Origin of the sequence: Mesorhizobium sp. UC74_2 (assembly GCF_042701485.1) — a bacterium.
In the GTDB taxonomy this organism is placed as follows: domain Bacteria; phylum Pseudomonadota; class Alphaproteobacteria; order Rhizobiales; family Rhizobiaceae; genus Mesorhizobium.
Window position 1 is genome coordinate 5,870,713 of record NZ_CP170562.1, and the last position, 20,885, is coordinate 5,891,597.

A 20,885-nucleotide genomic window follows, 5' to 3' on the forward strand; every position below is an offset into this window, starting at 1 on the left:
TCCGGGCCTGTTCTAGAATTTCATCATAGATAGTCGCAGAAAACACAAAAGCGGCGCGCCGCCAACGGCACGCCGCCTTGTTTGAGTGAGCCGGGTAAAATTCCCGGCCCGCAGCGGGGACTTATTTTGAAACGTCCTCGCCGAAATAGGTCTCGGAGATCTTCTTGTACGTACCGTCGGCCTTGATCTCGGCCAACGCCTTGTTGATCGCGGCGACCAGTTCCGGGTCGCCCTTGCGCACGATGACACCGGAGTAGTCGGCGTTGGCTTCCTGCGCGACGATCTTCACCTTGGCGTCCGGCTTGTGCTTCTTGAAGTCGAAGAAGGAAAGACTGTCGTTGATCGTGCCATCGACGCGGCCGTTGAGCACCAGCTGGATCGACTGGTCGAAACCGTCGGTGCCGACCAGTTCCGCGCCATTCTTCTCAGCGATCTTGCCGAAATTGGACGTCAGCGACTGCGCCGACTTCTTGCCCTTGAGGTCGGCGAAATCCTTGATTTCGGTGTTGTCGTCGCGGACGATCAGCACGGCCTTGGAGGCGATGTAGGGATCAGAGAAGTCGTATTTTGCCTTGCGCGCTTCGGTGATGCCGACCTGATTGATGACAGCATCATAACGCTTGGCATCGATGCCAGCGATCAGCCCGTCCCATTTGCCCTCAAGGAACTCGGCCTTGACGCCAAGCCGTTTGGCGATCTCGCGGCCGATCTCGACATCGAAGCCGACCAGCGCGCCGGACGTGTCGTGATAGGTGAAGGGCGCATAGGTGCCTTCGGTGCCGATCTTGAAGACACCCGCCTGCTTGATCTGATCGAAATCAGCACCGGCATGACCAGCGGTTACGGCCAGGACTTGCAGGGTTCCGGCCAGGAGCAGCGATTTCAGCCATTTCATCTTTTTGTGATCCCGTAATATCGGCGGACAGCAAATGTCGGCCTTTGGAGAGGTGCTGGAATGTGACAGAAGCTTGCCTTGCGAATAAGGAATGAAATTTCGAAATGAATCGATTTTGGGAATTTCATTCTCTTTTGAGGTTGCGGTCAACGCGCGGATGAACCACACCATTCCGTTTCCGGGCGGCTTCGTGAGAGCGGCCGGGGAACCATTACCCGCATGGCACGTTTGGGGGATGCCTTCGGGATGCAGACCTTCGGTCGATCCAGCCAGGTTCAACGGGCAGACGGGAAAGTCGCGATGCTTCAGGATAGTGCAGGGCGTATCATGGTCCGCGCGGCAATGGCCGCTCCCTATCTGGAACGCGACCAGGAGCATGATCTGGCGCTTCGCTGGAAGGATGGCCACGATCAGCATGCGCTGAACCAGATCGTCGTTGCACACATGCGGCTGGTCATCGCGATGGCCGCGAAGTTCCGCTATTTCGGCCTGCCGGTCTCCGACCTGATCCAGGAGGGCCATATCGGCCTTCTCGAAGCCGCTGCCCGTTTCGATCCCGAACGTGAGGTCCGCTTTTCCACCTATGCAAGCTGGTGGGTGCGGGCCTCCATGCAGGACTATATCCTGCGCAACTGGTCGATCGTGCGCGGCGGGACCAGTTCAGCGCAGAAGGCGTTGTTCTTCAATCTGAGGCGCTTGCGCGCCCGTCTCGGTACTGGAACCGAGGCCCTGTCCAACCAGGCTCTCTATCGCGAGGTCTCCACCGCGCTGGGCGTTTCGGAAACCGATGTCGCCATCATGGATGCGCGACTGTCGGCACCCGACAGCTCGCTCAACGCGCCGCTGACCGACGATGGCACCGGAGCGGAGCGCGTGGATTTCCTGGTTTCGGATGGGCCGCTGCCCGACGAGATCGTCGGCGACACCATCGACGTCGAGCGCCGCTCCGGCTGGCTGAAGCAGGCTCTGGCGGCTTTGAACGAGCGCGAACTGCGGATCATCGAGCAGCGCCGGCTGGGCGACGAGAGCGCTACCCTGGAAGAGCTCGGCGAGACGCTGGGCATCTCCAAGGAACGCGTCCGGCAGATCGAGGTACGGGCGCTGGAGAAGCTGAAACTGGCGCTGGTGAAGCAGAATCCGGAATTCCTCGCGGCCTGAACGTTCGTCGATCCGTCGACGTCAGAGCACACGCGCGATCGCCATGGTTATGACGGTAACGGCGAGCAATACCGCCGCCAGGCGCTCGCCGCGTATCGCCTGATCAAAAATGCTGGCGGCGTTACCCTCTGCGCCAATGCGTCGTGCCCGCCCAACCAGCGCGCCCTGAACGCCGGCGGCAACAATTGCCGCTGCTGCCCCCACCGCCAGAACCTGTTCCTGCGTGCCGAAATAGCCGCTGCCGTGAAAGAGATACCAGAGAACGGCGCCCGACAGGACGGCCATCGTGGCTGCCCCCATCTGCGGTGCGAACAGCGTTGTGGCCAGCCGGCCGTCACCCGTGCGTGCCAGCACGAAAGTCGAGCCGGCCCAGAACACGCCCGACATGACATGCAGCGCCAGTGCGATCATGAAAATGTACTGCATGCAAAGACCTCCACAAATTCGCGACTACCCAATTGATAGATATCTAACTGTTAGATGTCAATCTGTTAGACGTCGGCCTTTTGTATGCTAGTGTCCGGGCATGCCTAAACCTTCCGCCAAACCGATCGGTCTCGACCTCGCTCAAACCGCCAAGGTCGTCCGGCGCGCGCTGGATGATGCGATGATTGCCAATGGCGGATCGCTGCCGGTCTGGTCCGTGCTGATTTCGGTGAAGTCACGGCAATTCGGACACCAGCGCCAGCTCGCGCAATCGGTTGGTATCCAGGGGGCGACGCTGACACATCATCTCAATGCCATGGAGGCGGATGGCCTGCTGACCCGCCGTCGCGACCCAGCCAATCGGCGCAAGCATCTGGTCGAACTGACGCCGAGCGGCGAGGCGATGTTCCTGCGGCTGCGCGAAACGGCAATCGCCTTCGACCGGCAATTGCGAACTGGCATCAGCCAGGACGAACTCGATCACGCTCGGTCCGTGTTCGCGCGCCTGCGTGCGAATGTCGATGGAGAAGGCGTGGAAATGAGAGACGAGGCTGAAGCCGAGCTGTAGGCACCGATGTTCGCGCTCGAAACCGACGCCGTAATGCTATCTGTCGGTAACGATCTTGACCTTGTCGCCGGTCGAAACCGTCGCCCCCGGTCCCATCGCGTTGAGCACGCGGAACAGATCGAGCTTGCGGTCGACGCCGACCATCTGCGCCGACAGGGTGCCGATCGTCTCGCCCGGCCGCACGGTGACGACGCGGATACGCAGCGGCTTCAGGGCGGCCTTCTCGGCTGGGCTCAGGACACGGAATGTGCTGCTCACCGAACGCGCGACAGGCTCGAGTGACGTTCCCGCTGCAGGAGCGGCCGTCAGCAGCCGGTAGACCTGGCCGTTGGCGCGGATGACGACGATATCGAACTGCCAGCCATCGGCACGTGCCTTGGCAACCGCGGCTTCATTGCCATTGATCGTCTCCTGGCGGACAGTGGCGTCTTCCAGGCCGGCAACCCAGCCGCTGCGGATATAATCAGGCAGCGTGACGTCCTTGTCGATCGTCACGCCGTCGAAACGTACCGCCATGTCGCCGGGACCGGTGGCGGTGACGGCCGCTGCCGAGTTGTCGATGACGAAACCATCCGGCACGGCGAACGACACGCCGAGCTTGGGATGCAGGAAGGTATTGCCGCGCACATAGCCTTCCTCGGGCGTGTCGCCGTAGAGAAGACCGTCAATGCCGGCAAGATAGGAATCACGGTCACGGGTTCCGAAGCCCGGCTGGCCGAACATCCGCGCGTGGCGTTGCGCCAGATCGATACGTTGGGGCGTATTCGGATGTGTGGCGAGGAAGTCGAGGCTGGCGTCGGTCGCACCGCTGACCGAGCGGAAGCCGGCATAGGAGGCCATCGACTGCAGGAAGCGGCCGGCCGCGTAGGGGTCATAGCCGGCTTCACCGACCGACTTGATGCCGATGGCGTCCGCTTCGAGTTCCTGATTGCGCGAGAACTGGGCGAGCCTCAGCTTGCCGCGGATGAGGGCTGCCTTGGCGTTGGGATTGTCGCCGAGCACATCGGAGACGACCTTGGTGGCGAGGCCTTCCTCGGCTTCCAGCTGCTGGCGCTGCAGTCCGTGGTTGGCGGTGACGTGGCCCATCTCATGTGCAATCACCGCGGCGATCTCGGACGAGTCGTTGGCGAGCGCCAGCAAGCCGCGGGTGATGTAGAGATATCCGCCCGGCAGCGCGAAGGCGTTGACGTTGGGCGAATTGAGGATGGTGATGCGGTAGGTCTGCGTCGGGTTGGCCGACACCACGGTCAGCCGGCCGACGATCTTGGCGACCATGCGCTCCAGTTTCGGATCGGAGTACTCGCCGCCATAGGTGGCGAGGATGCGAGGGTGCTGCGCCTTGGCAAGATCGGCAAGGCGGCTGTTGGCCTGCGCGTTGTCGACGGTAACCGGCCTGTTCGAAGGCTGGAAGCCGGATTCCTCAACCGAATTCGGCATCACCGACTGGCAGGAAGCAAGCGCAAAAGCCACCCCGGCCAGTGCGAGCATGCGCACCGGGGTTTTCTTGCAGCTCATGTCCAGGCCGGTCGACAGGTCGGCTTCCTTCTTCGTCTCAATGGAGCAATCTACGATTGTGCCAGACAATCTGCGGTGGACCTAGCCACACACGAAGCAGATTGGCAAGCAACGACGATGATGCCCCCAAACCGGTTTGACCGCAAATTATGTCGGCTTCCGGGCAAGACAAATGCCTGAGTCGCATAATCCGTTCCAGATTTCCCTGGTGCAGGACCAGTCAAAATGTGGCGGTGGCCACTCTTTTCCGGCACTCGGCTAACCTTCGTCGGTTGCGCCGGCGTATCGTTGGAAGGCTGCCGGACCATTCGCGGAAAAGAAATCGCCTGCTCCGCCACTTGCGGCAACCGCGCCGTTCTCCAGGAAAACGACATGAGCAGCGATGCGGCGTGCGTCCTGTGGCTGATGGGTGACGAAGAGCGTGGTCATTTTTCGTTCGGTCTGAACCGCCGCCACGAGATCCAGCATATCCTCGCGCAGGGCAGGTCCGAGCGAAGCAAAGGGTTCATCCAGCAGAAGCACCGGTCGGTCGCGGACCAGGGCCCGCGCCAGTGCAACGCGTTGACGTTCGCCGCCGGAAAGCTCGCGTGGCAGGCGTTTGTCCTTGCCCGCCAGACCGGTGCGTGCGAGCGCGCCGGCGATGGTGGCGCGGTCGGCGGCGGTGAGGGCGAGCGAAGGCGAGATACCGAGGCCAACATTGCGGAACACATCGAGATGAGCGAACAGGTTGTTCTCCTGAAAGACCATCGAAACCGGCCGCTCGGACGGTGCAACGCTGGTGAAATCCTTGTCACCGATCAGGACACGCCCGGAGCGAGGTGTTTCGAACCCCGCCACAAGGCTGAGCAATGTCGATTTACCCGAGCCGCTCGGCCCCATGACGGCGGTGATTTCGCCGGCAGGAAATTCGACGTCGAAAGTGAGGTCGACCTCGCCATAGCTGAAGGTTGTCCTGTCGAGATGCAGCGACACCGCCTGTCGAGCCGGCATATCGGCGGTCATGAGGAACGTCCCTTTCCGAGCCGATCGGCAAGCAGGATCAGCGCAAAGCAAACCAGACCCAGCAGCAGAGCCAGCCCCGCGGCATCGGCGGTACGATAGCTGCCCATGCGCGCAAGCAGAAGATAAGGCAGCGTCTGCAGGGAATCCGAACCGAACAGCGCGATCACACCGAGGTCGCCGAGCGACAAAGCCATGGCAAAGGCGAAAGCGGTGGCAAGCGGGCGTCGCAGAACCGGCCAGTCGATCAATCTCAAGCGGGCCCAGCCGGTGATGCCAAGTTGTGCGCAAAGCCGCTCATGCCGTTCGCTGGCCGCGTCATAGGCCGGACGAATGGCACGCAGGGCGAAGGGCATCGCCATGATGGCGTTCACCGCAACGACCATGGCCGGGGCGATCGCGAAAGCGCCGCCGACATGGCGCAGCAGCAAAAACCAGCCGGCGCCGATGACGATCGGTGGCACGACCAGCACGAAGCCGGCTCCGGTATCGGTGGCATATTCCAGCAGCGACCGACCACCGGTTCTGCCGCGGCGGGCAGCCAGGCCATGCCGCGCCATTGCCAAAGACAAGGAAAGGGCTGTGGCAAGCAGGGCCGAGAGGAATGCAAGTGCCGCGCTTGTCGTGGTGGCCCGATGCACGGCTTGTTCGCCGACGAGGCGGACAAGATCGGATTGCACCCCGGCGGCTATGGTTGCCATCATCGGGCCTGCGACGAACAACAAGGCGAGCGTGATGAGCAAGGCGTTCAGGGCTGTCTCGCCATCACCGATCGAAAGGTAGCGGCGCGGCGCCACGGAAAGACCGGCCTCGGCGGCCGTGTTGGCGCCGAGGCGCGAAAGCAGGGCCACGACGGCGAAAGTGAGCAGGACCTGCAGCAGCGTCAGCGCAACCGCACGCGCTGGATCGAAATCGAAGCGCAACGCCTGATAGATGGCGACTTCCAGCGTGGTTGCGCGCGGCCCGCCGCCAAGGATCAGCACGATGGTGAACGAGGTGATGCACAGCATGAAAACGAGACCGGCGACACCGGGAAGCGCCTGCCTCAGCGCCGGCCATTCGATGAAGCGGAAGGCAGGGCGCACGCCCATGCCGAGTTGGCTGGCAAGCCGCCATTGGTCCGCCGGAATGGTCTGCAACGCTTCCAGGAAAAGCCGCACGCAGAGTGGCAGATTGAAGAAGACGTGGGCGACAAGGATGCCGGAGAGACCGTAAATGCCCGGCCAATCCTCGCCTGCGATCTTTGTCAGGAAAGGCGCGAAATAGCCGGCGCGGCCATAAAGAGTGAGAACCCCGAGTGCTGCAACGATGGCGGGCAGCGCCAGAGGCACCGCGAACAGGTGCAGAATGAAGTTGCGGCCAAAAAAACCGGGATGACGCGCCAGCGCTCGTGCCACGAACAATGCCGGTAAGACCGACAGGCAGGTCGACAGCACGGCCTGCCACAAGGTGAAGCGGACGACGCGAAGAAGATAGGAATCGAAAGCGGCAGCCGCGCCAGAAAAATCGCCGGCGCTTTCGATGGCAAGGCCAAGCAAAGCACCGCCGATCAGGACGGCGACAAAGGTCAATGCAGCGATCCCCGCGCCGACACGTCTGTCGCGCAATGCAGCGGGGTGTGCAGCCTGAGACAATGGTTTCGCCGTCGTTCCTATTTGCTCATCACGTTGAGCCACTCATCCACCCAGGCCTTGCGGTTTTTCGCAATCTCCTCGGGAGTGAAAGCCAGGGTCTTGACCGGCTTCACCAGTTTGTCGAAGGCCGGATCGAGTGGCTTGTCCATCTTGCTGGCCGGGAACATCCAGTTGGTTTCGGGGATCACATCCTGGAATTTCGGGCTGGTCATGAAGGCCATGAATTTCCCGGACAGCGGGTTTCTGGCGCCGGTGGTGGTGATGCCAGCGACCTCGACCTGAAGGTAATGGCCCTCGGAGAAGGAAGCTGCCTGGTAGCGATCAGTCTTTTCAGCGATCATATGGTAGGCGGGCGAGGTGGTATAGGACAGCACCATCGGCGCTTCGCCCTTGGTGAACAGGCCGTAGGCCTCGCTCCAGCCCGGCGTGACCGTGAGCACGCGGTTCTTCAGCTTCGCCCAGGCCTCTGGTGCCTTGTCGCCATACACCGCGCGCACCCACAGCAGCAGTCCAAGGCCGGGCGTTGAGGTGCGTGGGTCCTGGATGGCGATCTTCTGGGTCGCGTCGCCTTCGACCAGATCCTTGAGGCTGGCCGGCGGTGTCTTCAGCGTCTCTGTGTCATAGACGACGGCAAAATAACCGTAGTCATAAGGAACGAAGGTGTCGTCGTTCCAGCCGCCCGGCACGTCGGATGCCGCGGTTGCGCCATGCGGAGCGAACAGGCCAGTTGCCTTGGCATCCGCGGTCAGGTTGGTGTCGAGCCCAAGCACGATATCGGCCTTCGTGGCACTGCCCTCCAGCTTGACGCGATTGAGCAGGGCGACGCCATCCGCAACCGAGACGAAATCGACCTCGCAGTCGCAGTCCGCCTCGAACGCCTTCTTGACCTGGGGGCCCGGACCCCATTCAGCGGTGAAGCTCTCATAGGTATAGATGGTCAGCTTGTCTTTCGCGGTCGCCGGCAGCGTGGCGGCAGCGAAAGCGAGAGCGGAAACCAGGACAGACAGAGTTTTGCGCATAGGCGCCTCCTTCACTTCGTGACAAGGGAACTGGCGCTTTGGCTAAGCGTCTAATCCCTCCGCCGGTACAAACCGGATCAGGTTCAGCGGGTTGGCTTTTCGCCTCTCAGCCGGTTCGCGAAGCCGCGATCTGGCACCCCGTTAGAGCGGCCTGAGACATAGAGCGGGCGACGGTGGCGCGCAAGCGTTAGTTTGCCGGATGAAACGGGCAGGCTCCGCACGCCCTTCCGTTTCCGCATAGGGGCTGGTAAGGGCGACGCCCATGAGCACATTCACCCTTCTGCTTGGCGGCGAGGTCATCCAGACGCCGCGGCTCGAAGCCCAGGTCGCCGGCACGCGCGTGATCGCCGCCGACTCCGGCATCCGGCATGCGGATATGCTGGGGCTTACGCCTGAGCTGTGGGTGGGGGATTTCGATTCCGCACCAGCTCATTTGCCGCCGCATCTGGCGAAGGTGCCGAAGGAGCGGTTCCCGGCCGAGAAGGATTCCACCGATGGCGAGCTCGCCGTCTCGATTGCGCTTGATCTCGGTGCGGCGAAGCTGAATCTCGTGGGTGCCTTCGGCGGCGCCAGGGCCGATCATGCCTTCCTGCATCTGGCTTTGGCACTCAGCCTGGCCGAACAGGGGACAGACGTGCTCCTGACCAGCGGTGCGCAGGAAGGTATTCCGGTTCTGCCTGGCCGAACGGCGGCTTTCGATTATGCCGAAGGAACGTTGTTTTCCGTGCTTGGCTTCTCGAAACTCACCGGGCTCACGATCAAGGGCGCCAAATGGCCACTGAATGCGGTGGAAATGCCTTTCGGTTCGTCCCTCACCATCTCCAATGCCGTGCAAGGCAAGCTCGAAATAGCGCTCGGCACTGGCCGTGCGCTCCTGCTTGCTCATCCTTACCCACTTCCCGAAAGCTGACATGGCGCCGCCCCTTCTCAACCTGACTGGCATCAAACTGACCTTCGGCGGCACACCTTTGCTGGATGGCGCCGAACTCGTGGCCTCTCCCGGAGACAAGATCGCGCTGGTCGGCCGCAACGGTTCCGGCAAGTCGACATTGCTCAAGATCGCCGCCGGCATGATCGAGCCGCAGGATGGCGAGGTGTTCCGTCAGCCGACGGCAACCGTGCGTTACCTGCCGCAGGTTCCAGACATGGACGGTTTTGCCAGCGTGCGTGCTTATGTCGAAGCCGGGCTGGGGCCGGCCGACGATCCCTATCGCGCGACCTACCTGATGGAGCATCTGGGGCTCACCGGAGAGGAACGCCCTGCCGATCTTTCCGGCGGCGAAGCGCGGCGGGCCGCATTGGCCCGCGTCATGGCGCCGGAACCCGACATCCTGCTGCTCGACGAGCCGACCAACCATCTCGACCTCGCCGTCATCGAATGGCTGGAAGAGGAGCTGGCGCGCACCTCCTCAGCCTTGATCGTCATTTCCCACGACCGTCGTTTCCTGCAGCGCATCTCGCGTGCCACGGTCTGGCTCGACCGCGGCCAGACACGCCGGCTGGAAAAGGGCTTCGGCCATTTCGAGGAATGGCGCGATCAGGTTCTGGAAGAGGAGGAGCGCGACCAGCACAAGCTCGGCCGGCAAATCGTGCGCGAGGAGCATTGGCTGCGCTACGGTGTGACTGCACGGCGCAAACGCAACATGCGCAGGCTCGGCGAATTGCAGTCGATGCGCCAGCGTTTCCGCAGCCATCGCGGCGCAGAAGGCACCGCGACGCTGGTGGCCAGCGACGCAGCCGAATCGGGCAAGCTGGTGATCGAGGCCAAGAACATCGAGAAGAGCTTCGGCGATCTCACCGTGGTGAAGGATTTTTCGACCCGTATCCAGCGTGGCGATCGTGTCGGACTGGTCGGTGCCAACGGTGCCGGCAAGACGACCTTGCTGAAGATGCTGACCGGGGAGACGAAGCCCGACGCCGGCACGGTGCGGCTGGGAGTCAACCTCGAGATCGCTACTCTTGACCAGAAGCGCGAGGCCGCCGATCCGGATGAGACGCTGTCGCATTACCTGACGGACGGGCGTGGTGAAAACCTCGTCATCAATGGCGAGCAGCGCCATGTCGTGTCCTACATGAAGGACTTCCTGTTCAAGCCGGAACAGGCGCGTACGCCGGTGCGTGAACTTTCCGGCGGCGAACGGGCACGGCTGCTGCTGGCCCGCGTCCTGGCGCGACCGGCGAATCTGCTCGTGCTGGACGAACCGACCAACGATCTCGACATGGAAACGCTGGAACTGCTGCAGGAACTGGTGGCGGGTTTTGCCGGCACGGTCATCCTGGTCAGCCACGATCGCGATTTCCTCGACCGTACGGTCACCAGCGTGATCGCGCCCGACGGCGGTGGCCGTTGGGTGGAGTATGCCGGCGGCTATTCCGACATGCTGGCGCAGCGTGGCGGCACCAAGCTCGAGGACCGCAAGGCACGCAACGGCCAGTCTGCAGAGCCGAGAGCAGAGAAGCCACGCGCGGAGGTGCCCAAGGAGACGGCCAAAAAGCTCTCCTTCAAGCAGAAATTCGCCCTGGAAAATCTGCCGAAGAAGATCGAAGCGGTGACGGCATCGATCGCCAGGCTGGAAAACAACATCGCCGATCCGGCCTTCTACGAGCGCGACGCGGTTGGCTTCCAGAAGACGATCGCGGCGCTCGACAAGGAACGGGCCACACTCGCCGCACTCGAGGAAGAGTGGCTGGAACTGGAAATGCTGCGCGAAGAACTGGAAGGCTGAAGCGCTGTTCGGCTGATGCATCCTTATTCCGACAATCGGCAAAATCCGGCATTGATCTTGGCGGGGCGGATCGTGCTACCGTTGGCGAGTATTCGTTGGCTGACGGAGGAGGAGTTTCCATGGCAGAACCGACCGGGTGGCGTCACATGTCGAGCGCGCCGAAAGACGGCAGCCGGGTTCTGGTTACGGTGAGATCATCCGAGCAGGGACCTGCGGAAGTCGACGTCGCCTATTGGGCGAGGGCCGACCAGTTCGGCATGGAAGGATGGCGGGCCAATGATTCCTATCCCGGACATATGATCGAATATGCCGATCCCGAATTGAAATGCTGGATGCCGTTGCCGAGCGCCAACGCGAACACGAGTGCGCTGGCCGATATGCCGAGGCCCTGGGAAGGCAGCGAAGAGGAACTCTACGGCTCGGGCATCTAGGCCGCGAACCCACAAAAGCAGCACTCCGGTGTCGCGGATGTCGACATGCGGGTCGACTTCGGTACCTGGCATCTGCAACAGATTTTTCGCTTGGAAATCAACGACGCCGTCGCATCGCGAAACCTGGTATCCCGGCGACACGACGAAGCTTCAAACTCCTCTTGACTTAGAGTGCACTCTAACCGGTAGCTTTCTCTGCGTCGTGACGAAAGAAGGCGTTGATGAAGATTGGCGAGCTGGCAAAGCGTTCGGGACTGTCTGCCCACACCATCCGTTATTATGAGCGGATCGGGCTGCTTCCCCATGCCGACAGGGACCAATCGGGCCAACGTGACTACGACGCATCGATCCTGACCTGGATGGAATTTCTCGATCGTCTCAAGACGACCGGGATGCCTATACGGGAAATGCTGCGTTACGCGGCCTTGCGGGAGCGCGGCGGCGACACGGAAGCGGAGCGCGGCGCATTGCTCGAGCAGCACCGTGAGCGTGTCCGTGCGCATGTGGCCAAGCTGCAAGCCTGCCTTCTCGTCCTCGACACCAAGATTGCCGGATATGCCGGCATGAAACAGAGGATGAAGGACTATGACGCATCAATCCCCGAACGTCAGCGAAAGCCGGCTGGACCGCGGCAAGCGGGCGCTCGCTGAAATCGACGGCGAAGCCGGCCACAAGGTTATTGCCGCTCTGGCCGACGTCGCTCCCGATTTCGCAAACTACGTGTTCGAGTTCTCGTTCGGCGACATTTACAGCCGCCCTGGCCTCGACCTGCGCGCCCGCGAGATCGCGACCATCGCCGCGCTGACGGCGATCCGAACCGCGACCCCGCAACTGAAAGTCCATATCGAGGCGGGGCTGAATGTCGGGCTGAGCAAGGACGAAATCACCGAAATCATGATCCAGATGGCGGTTTATGCCGGCTTTCCCGCGGCGCTCAACGGGCTGTTTGCGGCCAAGGAAGTCTTTGCCGCCCGATTTCCCGTCCAGGAGGGCGAAGCGGCATGATTGAAGCTTCTCCGCTCCAGAGCGTCCCGGCACTCGATCCCACGTCATCGATCATGCTTAATGGATGGTATCTGGATCCCGTCCGGCGCGTAACCACATTTGCTGTATATATTATGAAGTACTTTCACAAGGCTGTGACATTGTTATAGCCTGATACAAAGCTGAGAAATCCAGTGCGTATCAAGGTGTTGCAGGCATGCGTATTCTTGAAGCTGGTTTGGGCTGTTTCAAGCGCGAGGAACCTTTTTTCCTCCTTTGCTGCCGCTTCATTTCGGCATCGCTGATCTGCATCTTCGCTTTCGGCACGCTGACGGCATTCCCGGCATTGGCCGACGAGTGCTCATCGCTGGCGCGCCAGATCCGCAGCAGCGGCAGTGGAGGCCTCAATCCGCAACAGGCCCAGCTGCGGCGACAGCTTGTCGCCATCCAGGCACTCGAGCGGCGGCGGCAGTGTTCGGGCAAGGGCTCCGGCGGGTTCTTCGACCCCTGTGGTGACCTTGCGCGCATGCGCGCCGATGTGCTGAGGCAGATGGCGGCCGCAAGCGGAGGACGCGACGCATCCGTTCTGCAGGCTCGTTACATCGCGCTTGGCTGTGTGCCGGAGCGACGCGAACGGCCGGCGCGCGATACCGCTTCGGGTCCGATGTCGATCGGCGGTGCTTCGATGCTCTATTGCGTACGGCCCTCGGACGGCTATTTCTTCCCGGCACCGAAATCGCAGTTCGCCAGGGATACAGACCTGAAGGAGACCACCGACCAGTGCCGCTTCATCTGCGATGATCCAGGCATGGAGGTATTCGCCCTGACCGATCCCAGCCTGGAAACCGATGAGATGATCTCGGTCGCCGAACGCAAACCCTACAAGGATCTGGCGACGGCGTTTCGTTACCGCGACGCCGCGGCGTTCAAGAGCTGCGACCTGCGACGTTACTACAGCCGGGTCAGCGAAATGCGCGCCCGCACGGTAACGCCGGGCAATATGGAAAACGCAGTCATTCCGCTGCCAGCGGGGAGGCCGGAACAGAATGTGTCGGAGCCATCGGCTGCCGGCGCGATGAACGGCAATTTACCCGCGCCCCTGGCCTTGATGGAAGAGCCTGCAATCAATCGAGCCGTGCGCATCGTCGGACCGGCCTTTCTGCCGGATCCTTGAAGACACCTGCCAGTCTTTTCGGGCAATCGGAGCAATGCAGCCGCCGCACGGCAATCTCGTGCTGTGTCATAAACGAATTGAACGGCGGCGGCTGACGCCAATGCTTGATGTCGCCGTTATTTCGTCCCACATCGGTCAGGATGAACAGTGACGCGCGGGAGCATGATGGTGGTGTGCTGTGGGGCTTGACCCCATCGCTGATCCTGCATGCGCTTATCATCGCGCTTCTGGTCTACGGTTCGTCGAGGCTTCCGCAACAGCATCCGGACGATGGAGCGGTCAGTGTCGTCATGGTGCCGCCGCCCGAACAAGTGAAGCCGGAACCGGTTCCGCCGCCAGAGACCAAGGTTGAAAAACCGCCGGAACCGAAGGTCGAAAAACCGGTCGAGCAGAAAGTCGAAAAGCCATCCCCGCCGCCGTCGTCCATCGAAGAGCTGAAGCCTGTTTTCCAGTACGGAGCCAAGGATTCCGGTCCAAGGCGATCCTTGGACGGCAACAGCGCGCAGGAAAGCTCGGCGTCGCCGACGAAGACAGAGGATCCGAAGCAGCCCGGTGCCGTGAAAGACAGCGAGAACAAAGCCGCAGCCGAGCCGGAGCGCCAGAAACAGGAAGACACGGCAAGCAATCGCGAAGCCGTTCAGGATGCAGCGAAGGATGGGAGTTCAGCGAAGCCTGACCAGCCAGAGGCCAAGGCGGCGGGTGCCGATGAACAGGAGGCCGTGACCGATGGATCCGGCGAAATAGAGCTTCCCGTGGCTGCAGCGGCGCCACAGCCCAGGCCGGCAAGAGGGCCGAAGCCGGCAAGCGCCGGCCCCAAAAAGTCAAGTTCCGCGGATGTGGCCGTCGCCGCGTCGCAAGGATATTCCAGCCTTCCGGGTGTCAGGCGGCTCTATTCGCTAGGCGCGACCGGCGATCCCTTCGCCGGGGCCTCGATGGACGGGGTGCCGCGTGATCAACGGGCGGGCAAGCTTTGCGCAAGCGCATTGCAGCAGCAACTTCTCGACGAAGGTTACTTTCCCGGATTGCTTCCATACCGTCTGCTCAAGTCGGGCAATGTCCTGGACGTTCCGGACGCCACCTTTCGCACGCGAACGGCATGGTACAGGGTGAGCTTCAGATGCGAGGTCGACGCCAATGCGACGCGGGTGTTGTCCTTTGTTTCCCGTACCGGAGCTCTTATCCCGCAGGCTGAATGGGCAGCCCTCGATCGGTCTGCCCGCAAACAAGATTTGTAAAGGTGCCAGGGGATCTGGTCGAGACCGCTATGGCTGCAGCGATCACCCGGACGTTTTCGCCTGCCAGGCCTTGAGTGCCTCGTCGAAGACCTTGTCGCCGGGCAAGCCCTTTTCCATGGTGATCAGCGCGCGCCGTCCCGATTTGTAGACGACTGGGATGTCGATCCATTCCTGGTTGCGCAGCAGGGTCAGGTTGGCATCCTGTCGGCCTTGGTGTCGTTCAGCGCGACCAGGAAATAGCCGTCGGCGATCTTGGCGGGCACGCCGATCAGCGGGCTGCCTGCTTCCTGCTCGGACGTCTTCATGGCGATGCGCAGCACATTGTCGATGCCGCCGCCTTCGAAGCCCTGCGGGGTCAGGAAGATCATCTCGATGATGTGGCTGGCCGGCAGGGTCTGGTCGGCGTTGCGGCGGATGGTCATGCGCAATTGCACGTCCTTGGCCGGCACCGTCACTTCGGCACGGATCGCCGGCTCTGGAGGCGCGTCGCCGCCCGGCGATTCCTGGACAACGGACCAGACGATGTTGCCTGGCTGGGCCGATCCTTCAGCCGAGCTGGTGCGTTCCTCGTAATAGATCGCCTTCTGGCCGACCGGGATTGCAGCCGGCTGGTTTCCTGCTTCCGGCGCGGGAGGCGTCGTTGCAGGAGTTGCCGGGGCTTCGGTGCCGGATGCCGGCGGTTGTCCCTGCGCCGGTTGTGTCTGGGCCGGCGGTGTTGCGGGTGGCGGCGTCGTCAGAGCCACGATGGACGTGCCTTCGCCAACGCTGGTGCTGCCTCCGGCGCGACCCGGGTCCGTCTCCTTGCCGTCGGGCAGCAGGCGCTGGGTGAGTTTCTGCGACTCGCCATTCTCCGCCGCTGGAGCGGGGGTCGGGCTGGTGGCCGTGTTCGGTTGAGTGGGCGCCGGTTCGGCGGGCTTAGCCGGTGTCGCCGGCTGCGCAGGCGTGTTGTCGGCGGTCTCCGTCTTGCCGAGGCCGAACATGTCCTTGAAGGCGTCCCTGTTCAGCCAGACGCCGTATCCACCGCCGCCCAGGACCGCGAGCGCCACGACTGCGGCGATGACGCGGCTGAACCCACGTTTCTGTTCCGGCTCCTCGATGTCGTCGAAGGTTTCGTCGGCGACATCGTCGATAGACTGATCCCTGAAGACCGAATCGTGGGTCACCCGTTCGGCTTCACGCCGCGTGTTGGCTTCGAAGGCCTGCGCCAGCGGGCGCTCGGGCGTTGGCTCTGTCGGTTTGCCAAGGTCGAAGATGGGTTTGGTTTCAGCCTTTGGTTTGGGCCAGACCGGCTCAAGCGCCGGTTGTGAGCCGAACAGGTTAGGCTCCGACTTTGGCGCGGGAGTGGATTCCAATTTTGGCGCGGGAGCGGGCTCCGGCTTCAGCGCGGGCTGGGTTTTCAGGTCAGGTTGACGTGCTTCTGGCAGCGGGCGCTGCCAGGAAGGCGGCGCAGAGCGTTCGTCCGTGCGAGCGGGCGCCGGCGTTTGCGGTGCAGGAACCGGCGTCTCGGTTTTCGTCGCAGGTCGCGCGTGGCTCTGCTGGGTCCGGTTGCGATCGATCGAGGAGAAGATGTTCTCGAGTTCCGCAAGGGGGTCGAGCGGTTGTGCCGTTTTTGTGTAGTCTTTTTCGACCGCGTCAATCGCATCCTCGAGCGCCTTGCGCTGACGATCGGCAACCGCGGCAGGCGGCGGCGGGTTGATCGCTGCGAGCTTGCTCTCGATGGTGGCGCGCGCCTTGTCGTAGACCTTGGCGCGTACGTCCGGCGTCGTCTCGCCGAGCCCATCGAGCGTCTTTTTCAGAACCGCAACGAAATCTGCCATGCTTCAATCGAACCTGTCGTTCGTTTCCAGGACAGGCCCCCGCAAATCAGTGGGCCTGTCAGGTCTTTGACAATTAATCTTCAAACGGATCGGTCACAAGTATGGTGTCGTCCCGCTCAGGGCTGGTGGAGAGGAGTGCTACCGGCGCACCGATCAATTCCTCGATGTAGCGCACGTATTTCACTGCCTGTGCCGGCAATTCGGCCCAACTTCTCGCCCCTGCAGTCGTTTGCGACCATCCCTCCAATGTTTCGTAGATCGGCTTAACCGCAGCTTGTGCCCGCATTGAGGCAGGCAGATAGTCTATCCGCTGGCCATCGAGTTCATAGCCGACGCAGACCTTGATCTCCTTCAGCCCATCCAGAACATCGAGCTTGGTCAGAGCGATGCCGGTGATGCCCGACGTCTTGACCGTCTGGCGCACCAGAACGGCGTCGAACCAGCCGCAGCGGCGCGGGCGACCGGTGTTGACTCCGACCTCGCGGCCGACCGTAGCCAGATGCCGCCCGACCTCATCGTCCAGTTCGCAAGGGAAGGGCCCTTCGCCGACGCGTGTCGTGTAGGCCTTGGTGATGCCGAGCACATAGCCGATCGCGGTCGGCCCGAGGCCCGAGCCGGCTGCAGCCTGGCCCGCCACCGTATTGGAGGAGGTGACGAAAGGATAAGTGCCGTGATCGTTGTCGAGCAGCGCACCCTGCGCGCCCTCAAACAGGATGCGGGCGCCGGTCCTACGCTTTTCATCCAGCACACGCCAGACCTGGTCCATGAAAGGCAGGATCTCGTCGGCGACGGAGGTGAGTTCGTCATGGATCGTCTGGGGATCGATCTCGTTCAAACCCATGCCGCGCCGCAGCGCGTTGTGATGGGCGAGCAGACGCTCGATCTTGAGCATCAGCGTTTCCGGCTCGGCGAGGTCGATGAGGCGGATCGACCGGCGTCCCACCTTGTCTTCATAGGCCGGGCCGATGCCGCGCCGGGTGGTGCCGATCTTGAGGCCTGAATTCCCGTCTTCGCGGATAGCGTCGAGCTCGCGATGCAACGACAGAATCAGCGGGGCATTGTCGGCGATGCGCAGGATTTCCGGGGTGATCGTCACGCCTTGATCGCGCAGTTTCTGCAGTTCCGTGATGAAGTGGTGCGGGTCGACCACCACACCATTGCCGATGACCGAGAGCTTGCCCTGCACAAGGCCCGAGGGCAGCAGTGCCAGCTTGTAACTGACGCCATCGATGACCAGTGTGTGACCGGCATTGTGGCCGCCATGGAAGCGCACGACCACATCGGCGCGGTCGGCCAGCCAGTCCACGATCTTGCCTTTGCCTTCGTCGCCCCATTGCGAGCCGACGACCACCACATTGGCCATGTCACTATCCCTTGCTCAACACCAAAAGCGGGCCTCGAAGCCCGCCACGACAGGCCCATATAGCCCCAAGCCCTCCGTTGCGCGACCCTTTCTTTGCCGTGAAAGGCATTCCTAGCCACAAGATTTTGGCCTTTTGCATCATTTACTTGCATGGAGCAGCACCATAGTCGGGTTGTCATCGTCCGGGCCGATCCGGCGGAGACTGCCGCATGCACCGCAAAGCCTATGTCCTGCTTCTTCTCACCACGCTGCTGTGGGGCGGCAACGCCGTGGCTGGAAAACTCGCCGTCGGCCATGTCTCGCCGATGACGCTGGTGTTCTTCCGCTGGGTGCTGGCCGTCGTCATCCTGCTGCCGATCGGCGGCCGCGCCTTCGTGGAAGACTGGCCGGTCATCCGGCGTCACCTGTTCCTGCTTCTCGTTCTCGGCGCGTGCGGCTTTTCGCTTTTCAATGTGATTTTCTATGCCGCGCTGAACTACACGACCGCGATCAATGTCTCGATCGAGCAGGCCAGCATGCCGATCCTGATCATTGTCGCGAACTTCCTGTTCTTTCGTCTCAGGATCGGCTGGCTGCAGGCGCTTGGCGTCTTGCTGACCATTGTCGGTGTCATTCTCACCGCGAGCCACGGCGATCCGACACAACTGCTGAAACTCAACCTGAACTTCGGCGATGCGATCATGCTGATCGCCGTCGTGCTCTACAGCGGCTATTCGGTCGGCCTGCGACTGAAACCCGCCCTGCAATGGCAGAGCCTGATGTTGGCCCTGTCGATCGCCGCACTCGTGGTTTCGGTGCCGTTCTTCATCTGGGAAGTCGCCAGCGGCACGGCCATCTTTCCCGATCCGGCAGGATGGGCGATCACACTCTACACAGCGCTCGGCGCGTCGGTGATCTCGCAGCTCACCTATATTCGCGGCATCGAGCTGATCGGCGCCAATCGCGCCGGGCTTTTCATCAACCTGGTACCGATTTTCGGCACCTTGCTGTCAATTCTGATCCTGGGTGAGGATTTTCACCTCTACCATGCCATAGCCTTGGCGCTGGTCTTTGGCGGCATCTGGCTGGCCGAGCATGGCAGCCGTCGCTCGGCTGCCTGAACGGTGTCTGCAATCGTCAGGGCTCATCGGCCGCTTGTCCTTTGCAGGATATGGCCTAGGTTGATGCGCGGAGACCCGACAAGGGAAGCTGGATATGCAGGAGGGGATCGGAGTTCGAGGCGGGACGCCGATGGCGAAACCGGTTCTGTTTCTTCGAGGCCTGCAAGGCTGGAGCCGAAGTGATCTCAGTGGTGACCTGTTCGCCGGCCTGACCCTCGCGGCGATTGCCATTCCCGAGCAGATAGCAACAGCCCGCCTGGGCGATTTCTCTCCGGAACTTGGGCTCTTCGCCTTCATTGCCGCCGTGCTCGCGTTCGCGTTGTCTGGTGCCAGCCGGCTCTTATCAGTGGGCGCGGATTCGACCATCACGCCGATCTTGGCCGGCGGACTTGCGCTGATCGCGACTTCGGGTTCGCCACATTATGTGACGATGGCCGCGCTGCTTGCGCTGATGGTAGGGGCGATCGTTCTGGTCGGCGGATTGCTCAGGCTGGGCTGGATCGCGGATCTCCTGTCCGTGCCGGTGATGGCCGGTTTTCTTGCCGGCATTGCCGTGCACATCCTGGTGTCGCAATTGCCGGAGCTGCTTGGCCTGCCGCCCGGCAGTGGCAATGTATTTCAGCGTCTGGCGGCTGTCAGGGCCGATCTCGGCCAAATCAATTTCTGGAGCCTGGTGCTTGGCGTCGCGGTGTTCGCGATTGTCAAGGGATGCGAGCGTATAAGCCCGCGCATTCCAGGCGCGCTGATTGCGCTGGCACTGGCTACGCTGGCCGTGACCGCACTCGACCTGACAATTCGCGGTGTCGCGGTCCTGGGTAGTCTGCCTGCGGGTCTGCCCGGTCTCGGCCTGCCGCAGGTGAGCTTCGACGACATGCGTACGCTGGTTCCGCTGGCTCTGCTGGTGGCGATCATCGTCATGGTGCAGACGGCTGCAACGACGCGCTCCTTCGCTGGTGATTCGGGCCGGCCTGCCGATGTGAATCGCGATTTCGTCGGCGTTGGTGCGGCCAGCCTGCTGTCCGGACTGGCGGGCGCCTTTCCCGTCAATGCCAGTCCGCCGCGTACGGCCATCGTCAGTGAGACCGGCGGACGTTCGCAGCTCTCCTGCCTGATCGCGGCGGCAGTCGTGCTGTTGCTCGTGCTGTTCGGGAAAAGCCTGCTGGCCAACGTGCCGCAAGCCGCGCTTGCCGGCATCCTGTTTTTCGTGGCGATGCGCATCCTGCGCTGGCAGACGTTCCTTGGCACGTTTCGCCAGGCGCCGCTGGAATTCGTGCTGATCATGATCACGGCGATTGCCATCATCGCCCTTCCGATCGAGGTTGGCGTGGCTATCGGCATTGGCCTTTCCCTGTTGCATGGCCTCTGGGGCATGACGCAGGCAAACGCGATCGAGTTCGAGAAAGTACCCGGCACATCGATCTGGTGGCCGCCGGGGGCCGAGCCCGCAGGCGAGCGGGTCCCCGGCGTGCTGGTGCTCGCGTTCCAGGCTCCACTTTCCTTCGTTAATGCAGAGAGGTTTGCTGAGGATTTCCGGACGATGATCGACGCCCGCGTCGTGAGACATGTCGTCTTTGAAGCAAGCAGCGTCATCGACATAGACTTCACCGCGGCGCAAGCCCTTCGGGCGATGATCGGGCATTGCCGAAAAGCCGGCATCTCCTTCCGGATCGCCAGGTTGGAAGCGGTACGGGCACAAAGAGCACTGGAGCGGTTCGGCATCGTGGCGATGCTGGGGCCGCACGCCATTTTCCGCAGCGTCGACAACGCCATAGCAGACATCATCACTGGCGAGCGGGACGGGCGTGAGCAGACGACGCCGCCATCAACCTCGGAAGGATGAA

General features: G+C 62.3%; 19 protein-coding genes and 1 riboswitch. Of the genes, 11 read left to right on the forward strand and 8 right to left on the reverse strand.

The annotated features are described in order from the left end of the window. Positions 1–121 precede the first annotated feature (121 nt). A complete protein-coding gene (locus ACFJIU_RS28665) occupies positions 122–895 on the reverse strand; it encodes an amino acid ABC transporter substrate-binding protein (RefSeq protein WP_129412679.1) in 774 nt (257 codons plus the stop codon). Positions 896–1,195: 300 nt separating this feature from the next. On the opposite strand from ACFJIU_RS28665, the gene ACFJIU_RS28670 reads away from it, so the two are divergent. After that, complete coding sequence (locus ACFJIU_RS28670; protein ID WP_379065718.1) at positions 1,196–2,053, forward strand: RNA polymerase factor sigma-32; 858 nt, start codon at positions 1,196–1,198, stop codon at positions 2,051–2,053. A gap of 21 nt (positions 2,054–2,074) precedes the next feature. On the opposite strand, the gene ACFJIU_RS28675 is transcribed toward ACFJIU_RS28670, so the two are convergent. Next, on the reverse strand, positions 2,075–2,479 hold the full coding sequence (locus ACFJIU_RS28675; RefSeq protein ID WP_379065720.1) for a hypothetical protein: 405 nt from the start codon (positions 2,477–2,479) through the stop codon (positions 2,075–2,077). A gap of 100 nt (positions 2,480–2,579) precedes the next feature. On the opposite strand from ACFJIU_RS28675, the gene ACFJIU_RS28680 reads away from it, so the two are divergent. Next, a complete protein-coding gene (locus tag ACFJIU_RS28680) occupies positions 2,580–3,047 on the forward strand; it encodes a MarR family winged helix-turn-helix transcriptional regulator (RefSeq protein WP_379065722.1) in 468 nt (155 codons plus the stop codon). A gap of 36 nt (positions 3,048–3,083) precedes the next feature. On the opposite strand, the gene ACFJIU_RS28685 is transcribed toward ACFJIU_RS28680, so the two are convergent. From ACFJIU_RS28685 to thiB, 4 genes are all read right to left on the reverse strand, one after another. Further along, entirely contained in the window at positions 3,084–4,562 is a 1,479-nt protein-coding gene (locus ACFJIU_RS28685) for a M48 family metalloprotease (protein ID WP_379065724.1), read from the reverse strand. A gap of 258 nt (positions 4,563–4,820) precedes the next feature. Continuing rightward, positions 4,821–5,564, reverse strand: a complete 744-nt coding sequence (gene thiQ, locus ACFJIU_RS28690; protein WP_379065726.1) for a thiamine ABC transporter ATP-binding protein — start codon at positions 5,562–5,564, stop codon at positions 4,821–4,823. After that, positions 5,561–7,195 (reverse strand): thiamine/thiamine pyrophosphate ABC transporter permease, encoded by a 1,635-nt coding sequence (gene thiP / locus ACFJIU_RS28695; protein WP_379065728.1) that lies wholly within the window; start codon positions 7,193–7,195, stop codon positions 5,561–5,563. The genes thiQ and thiP overlap by 4 nt, the downstream gene beginning before the upstream one ends. 17 nt (positions 7,196–7,212) lie before the next feature. Further along, positions 7,213–8,214: a thiamine ABC transporter substrate binding subunit gene (gene thiB, locus ACFJIU_RS28700; RefSeq protein WP_379065730.1), complete on the reverse strand. Its 1,002-nt coding sequence runs from the start codon at positions 8,212–8,214 to the stop codon at positions 7,213–7,215. Between the two features lie 37 nt (positions 8,215–8,251). After that, positions 8,252–8,365: riboswitch (TPP riboswitch) on the reverse strand. Positions 8,366–8,476: 111 nt separating this feature from the next. On the opposite strand from thiB, the gene ACFJIU_RS28705 reads away from it, so the two are divergent. The 7 genes from ACFJIU_RS28705 (at position 8,477) to ACFJIU_RS28735 (ending at position 14,764) form a co-directional block, all read left to right on the forward strand. After that, on the forward strand, positions 8,477–9,124 hold the full coding sequence (locus tag ACFJIU_RS28705; protein ID WP_379065732.1) for a thiamine diphosphokinase: 648 nt from the start codon (positions 8,477–8,479) through the stop codon (positions 9,122–9,124). Between the two features lies 1 nt (position 9,125). Further along, positions 9,126–10,940: an ABC-F family ATP-binding cassette domain-containing protein gene (locus ACFJIU_RS28710; RefSeq protein ID WP_379065734.1), complete on the forward strand. Its 1,815-nt coding sequence runs from the start codon at positions 9,126–9,128 to the stop codon at positions 10,938–10,940. Positions 10,941–11,059: 119 nt separating this feature from the next. After that, on the forward strand, positions 11,060–11,371 hold the full coding sequence (locus tag ACFJIU_RS28715; protein WP_129412689.1) for a hypothetical protein: 312 nt from the start codon (positions 11,060–11,062) through the stop codon (positions 11,369–11,371). Between the two features lie 221 nt (positions 11,372–11,592). Further along, positions 11,593–12,021, forward strand: coding sequence for a MerR family transcriptional regulator (locus tag ACFJIU_RS28720; protein ID WP_379065736.1), 429 nt, complete (start codon positions 11,593–11,595; stop codon positions 12,019–12,021). After that, positions 11,957–12,376 carry a carboxymuconolactone decarboxylase family protein gene (locus ACFJIU_RS28725; protein WP_379065738.1) on the forward strand — a complete coding sequence of 140 codons (420 nt, stop codon included), beginning with the start codon at positions 11,957–11,959 and terminating at the stop codon, positions 12,374–12,376. Before ACFJIU_RS28720 ends, ACFJIU_RS28725 begins: the two co-directional genes overlap by 65 nt. A gap of 196 nt (positions 12,377–12,572) precedes the next feature. Next, a complete protein-coding gene (locus tag ACFJIU_RS28730) occupies positions 12,573–13,529 on the forward strand; it encodes a DUF2865 domain-containing protein (protein WP_379065740.1) in 957 nt (318 codons plus the stop codon). Positions 13,530–13,669: 140 nt separating this feature from the next. Then, positions 13,670–14,764 carry a DUF930 domain-containing protein gene (locus ACFJIU_RS28735; protein WP_379065742.1) on the forward strand — a complete coding sequence of 365 codons (1,095 nt, stop codon included), beginning with the start codon at positions 13,670–13,672 and terminating at the stop codon, positions 14,762–14,764. 188 nt (positions 14,765–14,952) lie between these two features. Here ACFJIU_RS28735 and ACFJIU_RS28740 read toward each other — a convergent pair whose 3' ends face one another. Both ACFJIU_RS28740 and ACFJIU_RS28745 read right to left on the reverse strand, forming a co-directional pair. After that, on the reverse strand, positions 14,953–16,581 hold the full coding sequence (locus ACFJIU_RS28740) for a hypothetical protein (protein ID WP_379065744.1): 1,629 nt from the start codon (positions 16,579–16,581) through the stop codon (positions 14,953–14,955). Positions 16,582–16,654: 73 nt separating this feature from the next. Next, complete coding sequence (locus tag ACFJIU_RS28745) at positions 16,655–17,944, reverse strand: adenylosuccinate synthase (RefSeq protein ID WP_379065746.1); 1,290 nt, start codon at positions 17,942–17,944, stop codon at positions 16,655–16,657. 209 nt (positions 17,945–18,153) lie between these two features. Between ACFJIU_RS28745 and ACFJIU_RS28750 the strand changes: the two genes are divergently transcribed. After that, on the forward strand, positions 18,154–19,044 hold the full coding sequence (locus ACFJIU_RS28750; RefSeq protein ID WP_379065748.1) for a DMT family transporter: 891 nt from the start codon (positions 18,154–18,156) through the stop codon (positions 19,042–19,044). Positions 19,045–19,174: 130 nt separating this feature from the next. Then, positions 19,175–20,884 carry a SulP family inorganic anion transporter gene (locus tag ACFJIU_RS28755; RefSeq protein ID WP_379065750.1) on the forward strand — a complete coding sequence of 570 codons (1,710 nt, stop codon included), beginning with the start codon at positions 19,175–19,177 and terminating at the stop codon, positions 20,882–20,884. The last annotated feature ends 1 nt before the right edge of the window (position 20,885 follow it).